This window comes from Spongiimicrobium salis (assembly GCF_043678055.1).
Lineage (GTDB): Bacteria > Bacteroidota > Bacteroidia > Flavobacteriales > Flavobacteriaceae > Spongiimicrobium > Spongiimicrobium salis.
On sequence record NZ_JBHEQA010000011.1, the window covers coordinates 1 to 7,964 of the forward strand.

Annotated in this window: 11 protein-coding genes; all 11 read right to left on the reverse strand. The window is 32.7% G+C overall.

Going from position 1 to position 7,964, the window contains the following annotated elements; genetic code table 11:
• Positions 1-36: 36 nt before the first annotated feature.
• Positions 37-609, reverse strand: coding sequence for a hypothetical protein (locus ACEXOE_RS23575; RefSeq protein ID WP_394751343.1), 573 nt, complete (start codon positions 607-609; stop codon positions 37-39).
• A gap of 217 nt (positions 610-826) precedes the next feature.
• Positions 827-1,564, reverse strand: coding sequence for a tetratricopeptide repeat protein (locus ACEXOE_RS23580; protein WP_394751344.1), 738 nt, complete (start codon positions 1,562-1,564; stop codon positions 827-829).
• A gap of 144 nt (positions 1,565-1,708) precedes the next feature.
• A complete protein-coding gene (locus ACEXOE_RS23585; protein WP_394751345.1) occupies positions 1,709-2,221 on the reverse strand; it encodes a VOC family protein in 513 nt (170 codons plus the stop codon).
• 60 nt (positions 2,222-2,281) lie between these two features.
• The gene (locus ACEXOE_RS23590) at positions 2,282-3,007 is read right to left on the reverse strand and encodes an AraC family transcriptional regulator (protein WP_394751346.1); all 726 of its coding nucleotides are present in this window, start codon (positions 3,005-3,007) and stop codon (positions 2,282-2,284) included.
• Between the two features lie 166 nt (positions 3,008-3,173).
• Positions 3,174-3,665: a hypothetical protein gene (locus ACEXOE_RS23595; protein ID WP_394751347.1), complete on the reverse strand. Its 492-nt coding sequence runs from the start codon at positions 3,663-3,665 to the stop codon at positions 3,174-3,176.
• A gap of 255 nt (positions 3,666-3,920) precedes the next feature.
• On the reverse strand, positions 3,921-4,208 hold the full coding sequence (locus ACEXOE_RS23600) for a DUF3144 domain-containing protein (protein ID WP_394751348.1): 288 nt from the start codon (positions 4,206-4,208) through the stop codon (positions 3,921-3,923).
• Positions 4,205-4,432, reverse strand: coding sequence for a DUF7660 family protein (locus ACEXOE_RS23605; protein ID WP_394751349.1), 228 nt, complete (start codon positions 4,430-4,432; stop codon positions 4,205-4,207). The genes ACEXOE_RS23600 and ACEXOE_RS23605 overlap by 4 nt, the downstream gene beginning before the upstream one ends.
• Positions 4,433-4,635: 203 nt before the next feature.
• A complete protein-coding gene (locus ACEXOE_RS23610; protein WP_394751350.1) occupies positions 4,636-5,016 on the reverse strand; it encodes a hypothetical protein in 381 nt (126 codons plus the stop codon).
• 203 nt (positions 5,017-5,219) lie between these two features.
• Positions 5,220-5,699 carry a hypothetical protein gene (locus tag ACEXOE_RS23615; RefSeq protein ID WP_394751351.1) on the reverse strand — a complete coding sequence of 160 codons (480 nt, stop codon included), beginning with the start codon at positions 5,697-5,699 and terminating at the stop codon, positions 5,220-5,222.
• Between the two features lie 181 nt (positions 5,700-5,880).
• Entirely contained in the window at positions 5,881-6,462 is a 582-nt protein-coding gene (locus ACEXOE_RS23620) for a hypothetical protein (protein WP_394751352.1), read from the reverse strand.
• Positions 6,463-6,627: 165 nt separating this feature from the next.
• On the reverse strand, positions 6,628-7,707 hold the full coding sequence (locus tag ACEXOE_RS23625; RefSeq protein WP_394751353.1) for a serine hydrolase domain-containing protein: 1,080 nt from the start codon (positions 7,705-7,707) through the stop codon (positions 6,628-6,630).
• Positions 7,708-7,964: the final 257 nt, after the last annotated feature.

Below are 7,964 nucleotides of genomic sequence, written 5' to 3' on the forward strand. Positions count from 1 at the left end.
TTTGAATCTATGGGCCTAGAATACTAGTGTCTCAGATTAAGGAAGAATATGTTTGTTTTTTATCTCAGTTCTTTGTTGTACCCTAACTTTTGTTAGATTCTTCTTAAAGGCTTCTATATTTTCACTGTTTCTTGCAGAAAGCGGGTTATTAAATACATTGTGAATGCTATTTATTAAAATCAGATTATGTTTTTTTATTATTCGTATAGTTTCTCCCGAACTTCCATAGTTGTTTTTTGAGTAAGCGATTACATATTTATCATTCTTTTCAGGAATCAGCCAATTCAGTTCTATTTGAGTGAGTTCAATGGCTTTTAAAAAATCTTGTTTTGAGACTTTTAAGTGTATAGTTTTAAATTTCAATTCTCTTCGGTATAAAACGAAAAATATTATCGCAGTCAATAGAGAGGCAATCGGGTAACCTATGTCAGACATTATTTTATCAAAAACAATAATGTTATCTTCTATTTTAGCTTTGACAATGAAGATAAAATATGCAATCGGCATCAACAAAAAGAAGATAGTAGGTGAATAATACTCAATTAATTTCCACTTTCTTAATTTCAAATGTCTAGTAGAAATAATTTCAGAAATTTCAGATTTGTTCATTCATTTTCGGTTTTTCCAGCCTATGCACAATGGTCTCGGCAATGATTTCAATGCATCCATAGCACTTTATTGAGCGAAAAGCCTTGGTTTACCTCTGACCTACCGAGCAAACTGCGAGAGGAAATCATTCCTTTTGGAGCCGTGTTTTATTAAAAGTAGTAAATATTCTTTTTTGGCTCAAGAGTTTGCACTGAATCATGACCATTGTTGGGCATAGTTATTTTAATTTATTTTTCAAAACTTCAATATTTTCGGTTATAAACCCTTCATGTATATCATTGACATAATTATCGATTAGTTCCCGTGCTTTTTTCATTTGATCATTTTCAATGTAAGTTTCAATCAGTACCTCGTAGTCGGCAGGAACTTTATTAGGACTTTCAAATCCACGGATTGAAAATTCCAAAGCTTTTACTGGTTCTTTAAGCTTCAAAAGCAATTTTGCCATTGTTCTTATTGGTGCCGTTTCGTCTGATTTATAATTCGTAACGTTTTTTTCAAAATGGTCGAAATATTCAGTAAGGACAATTTCAGCCTTCTTAAAATCCTTTGCGTCAATAAAACTTTGAGCACAATCTGACCATGAATTAGGTGAAACACCCATTCCCAAATTCCCTTCAGGTTGTAATTTCAATGCTTCGAATTGAGTAAAAGCGGCAGAATTTTTATCCCCAAGTTCGGCTAATGTCGTTGCGTACCATTCTTTCCCACCTGGATAATCAGGATTCAGTTTAAGTAATTTTTTAAAATCCTTAATTGCTAATTTAGGTTTCTCTTGATTGAGAAATACCATTGCCCTTTCAAAGTAGACTCTGTCATAATTTGGATCAATCTTAATTATTTCATCACAAATCCTTATAGCCTCTAAATAATTTTCATCATCAGAAAAGTCAATTACCTGAATAATTAATTTATCTAGACTTTTACTTTCTTTTCTATTAAATAATCCAAACATTCTCTTGTTTTAATTATCACCACCGATTTAATATGATGGTCCATTACGTGTTAAGGTACGTAAACTTTTTAATTTTAGACCGACCTTTGTTTTATCCCTTAACCCCCTATTACCTATATCCCCTTACAGTGATAGTTTTTTATATTATTGATCTTGGATCGGGGTACAGATTTCAATGATAAATCCATTTAAATCTCGTATATAACCTACGTCTTGATCCCAGGGTTTCTTTATCATTTCTTCTAGTAGTTCTGCCCCGTTCCTAATTGCATGTGCCATTACTTGTTCAACTTCTGAAGTCGTAAAAGCCAATTCAATTCCAAATGGCTTTTCCTTTAATTTACTTTCCATAAAGCCCTTTTTAAAGTTGGAATTACCCAATTCCAGATTTGCAAATGCGATTGTAGTACTTCCGGATACCAATTCTCCATAGTCCTTGTTCGGGCTTAGGAACTTTGACTCAAAACCAAATGATTTTTTATAGAATTCCATGGTTTCAGGAACATCTTTTACATAAAGAATGGTGTAAGCGTATTGAATGTTCATTTCTTCCGTTTTAAGCTTGGAATTATCCATCGTACTTTTTTCGGGATGATTGACTTTGTTTGCACAGGAAGTAATCCATATAAGCCCAATGGATAATAGCCAAAATTTCATGTCGTTATTTTGCCACAAAGGTATGGCGCTATAAAAATCCCACTTTGTAAAAAAACGACATTATCTAAAAAAGCTAGGATTCTCGCCCGATATTCGGAGAAATTCATGGGTCATATGCGCATGGTCAAAATATCCCATATCGAATGCTATTTCCAAAAGGCTGGATTTGCTAAAATTCGCTATGGACTTTTTCGCGTTATTGAAACGCACCATATTTGAAAATTCCTTTACCGTAAGACCGATATAACTTTTGAATCGCCTTTCCAATTGTCTTAAACCAATAGGATACGATTTTGCCAACTCTCCAATATGTACGATGCCTTTTAACGCCCTGATTTTCTCGGCTACCGACACAACCATTTGATCTTGTCTTTGCAAATTTTCCTTATATGAGGTCGCTATGAAGTTTTCGAGAAAAGCTATTTTATCGGTTATGGTTCCTAAATCCTGCAATTGATTTAAGCTAGTGCGTTTTTGTGTGGGAAGTACTTCTGATAATTCAAGCCGTAAGTCTTTTGTTTCATGGAGCGGTATTTTAGTAAGAGCACCAAAGTTCTCAATTTTAAAACGAACGCCAATTAAGGCTGATTCGGCCATTAATTCTCGATCTTGATATTGGGTCATAATTCCCGAGAGAAAGGCTCTATTTCGTTTTAAGTCAAAAATCAAATCTGTACAGGTATCAGGTAGCACCTTGACACGCTCCTTGGAATTATTTTTAGAGAACGTCCAAAAAGTGTCTATGGTATTCCCTATTTCCCTTGATGGTTTTATCTCTTGGTACATTGTTGTCTTACATTACTGCCAACGGTCTCGCATAACCGCTAATTATGGGTTAATATGTGTTAATTTTCAGTTTGGCATGGGTTTTAGCAATTCCGAATGGATTAGGACTTGATCGAATACATCACAATTTTGGTTATACATTATTGTGCACCGACTTTTCATTTTTTCATGGCAACATCCAAAATTTCAGTCCACCCCAGTATTCTCTATAACTCTGTCGGAATGTCTTGAATTCCGATGATTTTGGCAATCTATTATCTTTTGCAAACAGATTATACTCAGTTTCAGAATCAAAAAATACTATTTCGTCTTTCGACAAATTCCAGCTAAAAAATGGTTTAGGCCTATCAACTGGACTTGCTTCCGTTTTTCCTGTCAAATAGTTGTCAGATTTTTTAAAACTATGAATCATTATTGCCCCATAAGAATAGTTTTCAGGTTCAATATATGAATCTGTTCCGTTAGTTTCTCCGACCTCCTTAAAATTCCCTATTGGTATTCTTGCACTATCTCCTAATCCATGATTTCCCCAATATGTAAAGGAGTAGCTAAATAGTCCGATGGAAATTAGAAGTCCATAGACGAACCAGTATTTTTTCTTTTCCTTTTTCACATTTTCCAAATATTCGGTCGGTTTGAAAGTTTTAAAAATCATCATTAGTCCGATTAATAAAGCAGAATATATCGAAGCTAGAATTCCGATTTTAATAAGTTGAAATATGAAATAAAAAAGTACTTCCATTGTATATTAGAGTTCTGTCTTTCAGCTTGCGCACAACGGTCACGGCTTTGAGTAGTTATCTAAGAATGAAGACTGCAAGGAAGGACTGTGTCTCAAAAATTCGTTAGAATTTTTCGCGTACACTTTAAACACTTTCAAGCAATTATGTATACCCATTGTTGTACTTTCTTTTTAATTTTCTGATTTCATATAAGATTCAAAATTCTCAATGTAATCATCTAGGTTTTCACTGAGCATCTTTTTGTATTCCTCCACAAAGTATTTAAGAGTTTCCTCTTTAGCTAAACTCATTTCTTCTCCACTATTCCATCCACAGGCACTAACCCAAGCATTAAATCTTGCCACACTATACATCATTGAAGCACTTACCTTACCACGTGATTCATCCATTAAATGCTTGTTCGATAAATTTATATGCTCATCCGCGCGATTATAAAAATTGTCGTCTATTTCTTTCATTCGTAAATTCTTGCTCCTTTTAATCTTGTTTTAAAATTTTCCCAAGTTGGCTCATCTGCATTAATATCCATTTTCATAGTATCATAAAATCCTTGAACTTTTGTTGCATAGGCTTGCATTGCCTCTAAAAAATCCTCAAGGGTGTTATTCTGCCAGTCAGATTTATTTTCCATCAAGTCTTTTCTAAACTCTTCTAGAAACTTTACAAATTCAAGTCTTGTCATTTAGCTATTCATAATGAAGCACAACGGTCTCGGCTATGATTAGGTGCATTCCTGGTGGTTAGAGCTACTTTGCGCCATGGTCAGTTATCCAAAAACATGAAGAAACCATTCCTTTTGGTGCTGTTTTTATTAAAAGTAGTAAATATTCTTTTGGGAAGGAGTTTTGCACTGAATTATATAAAGCCTCTATTTTTTCAGAGAATTTAAATTCCTAACTCTTTTTTTCTTGATTTTGATAGTTTTAATCTGGTAGGAACAAGGTTTACGTAATCTTTTGATTCAATCCAATGGATTTGTTTCAATAATATTTCATTTTCTAATCCTATAAGTTGATTTAAAACATTATTCTTTAGAAACTCCAAAACTAACTTTTCCGGTAATGACCTTTTATCAATAATTTTGTTGTTCAAATATACTCTGCCAGGTATTTTTGATATTTCCGCATAGTATTCAGTGTTTACAAATTGTTGCAAGTCAATAGTCAATTCTTCGTGTGTTTCATTCCTAAAAGACAGCGTGATTGAACCACCATCCATCCAAGCACTTAATCCTGCGAATTGGTATGTATTAAGATTATATTCCATATTGTTTATAACGGTCTAGGCTATGATTTCGTTGCATCTTTGGTGGCTTAGTGAGCGAAAAGCGTAGGCCTTTATCTCTGGCCTGCCAAGCAAATCGCGAGAAGAAATCACTCCTTGCGATGCTACTTTTTTATTAAAAGTAGTAAATATTCTTTAGGTAAGGGGGCTAGCACTGAATTATAGCTATTGTTAGCAACTAGTTTTTATATTGCTTCGTATTTATTTCCAACAAACTTTAATTTCTTGACACAGTCATTCAAACAGTCAGCAAAGCGTGTTCTCCAAATTGTTAATTCGATGAAAGAACCATTCTTCTCAACAATTCTATAATTTCCTACTCGGAAACTCATTTTAAATCGAAGTAGCCTTATTTTAATCTTAGATTTTCCCTCAATTATTTTTTCTGCATTGACAAATTCCATGTAGTCCAACCTATCAATGTTTTGTCCTAAAATTTTAGTAGTAATTTTTTTGTCTATAAAATAGATGAATTTAGTGGTAACAAGAATTCTTCTTGACCTATTCAATCTAATTAAAAGGACTTCTATTTCGTTACTATCTAGGGCTATATTTTCATTGGATTTATTATTGGAGTTGTCAAAAAATACTATTCCCCTACTATGGCGATAATACTTGACCTTTTTTAGAATTTGATTTCTTATATCTTCTTTTTTCTTTTTCAATCACTTGTTTTCTATAAATAGTTCAATTGTTGCCAATAATCTCCTATAACCGTCAGTTACGGTTTAATATGCGTTAATTTTCAGTTTGGTGCGGGTTTTAGCAATTTCGAGTGGATTCTAGCCTGTGCCAAGCATAGTCGAATCCGCCGCAATTGCTGTTATACATTGTTAGCTGGAGTATTTATAATTTTGTTAAAAGATTCCATTCTCCATCCCTTTTTTCGAATGCATAAAGCTCTGATACAGAATTACTAGTTTCATTTATAATTTGTATGGTCAATATCAATATATTATTATTTTTTCCTATTAGTGGTTTACCAACTAAAATAAGTGACTTTTCCCCGTATTTCAGCTTGAAGTTTTTCCACAATTCATCATATGTTTTTCCTAATTTTCGGAAATCGGAATTCGTTATGTAGTTATAGGTACTTGATAACTCAAAATCTGCCTCAATATTATTATTTTGAAGTTTCTCATATTGATTTAACTGTTTTGAGAAATTATGATAGTCTTCCGGAATTAATAAATGTTCTATTTTTTTTAATTTATCTCGGTAAGTGTCTACAAATCTTATATAATAGTTTGATATAGATATATTCTTGTAGGTATTTATATTTTCATAATTAAAGCTATTCTTAAAATTTTTAAAAAACTCAACTTTTTCTTCATAGGCAATTATATCAGTATTCATTTTTTTATTAGGTTCCTTATTTCGTTGAGAACAAGACTGAATAATTATAAAAAGGATGAGAAAATATTTCATTCAATTGAGTTTGATTTATATTGCAGCCTACGGTCTAGTGTATACGTAGTAGCGGATTTCCACTCACAAACCTTTCGGTTTTGCACTGACCTTTGTTTCGTGGTTACACTATTATTTTATCACTTAAACCGCTATTACTTAAACACCGTGTTACCTAGAGTTTTTTTATTCATTTTTTTCTAAAGCTTGGAATACTTTGCCTAAAATACTGTAGGCTCTCTTATGGGGATACCAATTTCCATATGCTCCAGAAGTCATTGCTATTACCATATTCTTTTTAGGAACTATAACTAAATGATTTCCTCCATTTCCTGATGCCCATAGATACTCTACTTCTTTTGTTCCGAACTTTCGTTTAGACCTATACCACAACATTCCATATCTATCTGCCAACGGATTATAATCGCCAATGGCATTTGAACTTTCATTGATTAAACGATTTACATAGTCAGAATTTACAATTTGTTCGTTGCCCCATTTTCCTTTATTTGAAATCAAACAACCAAGTTTGGCAAAATCAAGCGCAGAAATGTATAGATTTCCTGCACCTCCTGTTTGGTTTGAGATATTTGTATACCAATAGAATTCTTTAATTTCTAATTGGTCAAAGACGTATTTTTTGGCAAAATCTCTTAAACTCATTCCTGTTTTTTCTTCGATAATTGCTCCAATTAGAACTGCGTTTATATCCGCATAAATCCATTTTGATTCAGGTTTTCTGGCTAATGGAATACTTAACAGGTAATTTACCCATTCATCTTTAGCTATCCAATACCCAGCATTTCCAGGTGTATCAGAATTATCAGAATCTGCGTCTAAACCAGAAACCATATTTAGCAAATGAATAAGTCTTACTTTTTTGTAGTCTTCATTAATTAGTGGATATTTTTTCTTTGGGAAAAAAGAATAGACGTCTTGATTTAAATCCTTAATGTAACCTTCTTGAATTGCAACACCCAAAAGCAAAGATGTTATACTTTTGCCCGCAGAGCGTATATCGTGAATATGATTTCTCCAAAATGAATTATAATAATATTCTATTGCTAATTTGTTGTCTTTAATAACTATTAAGGCTCTATAATCTCTTTGCTTAAAATTATCGATTAAATCATCAAGCGCATTTAAGGAATCTTGACTAAATCCTACTTCTTCAGGATTAACAGAAGGAAGATTTGTAATTGGCTTTCTCTGAGCAAGTACTGTTGCTGATAAAAGTATTAATGCAAAAAGGATAGTTAGTCGCATATGAAATTTGTAATTAAACAATTTAAAGATTGTTTAATAGATATTTTGTTACAGTTTCGTTTAATTGCAGGTAACGGTCTCGGCTATAATTTCGGTGCGTATTTAAGCATTAAAGTTAGCAAATATATCACAGATAGAAAGTCCGCGAGGACTTTCGTAAGCAGGCTTTAAATAGCAATGAATTATACACATCTTAAGTTTGATTCTCATTAAATTGATGTAATAATCAGAAAGAACAAAAGAGAGAATTAAGGTTA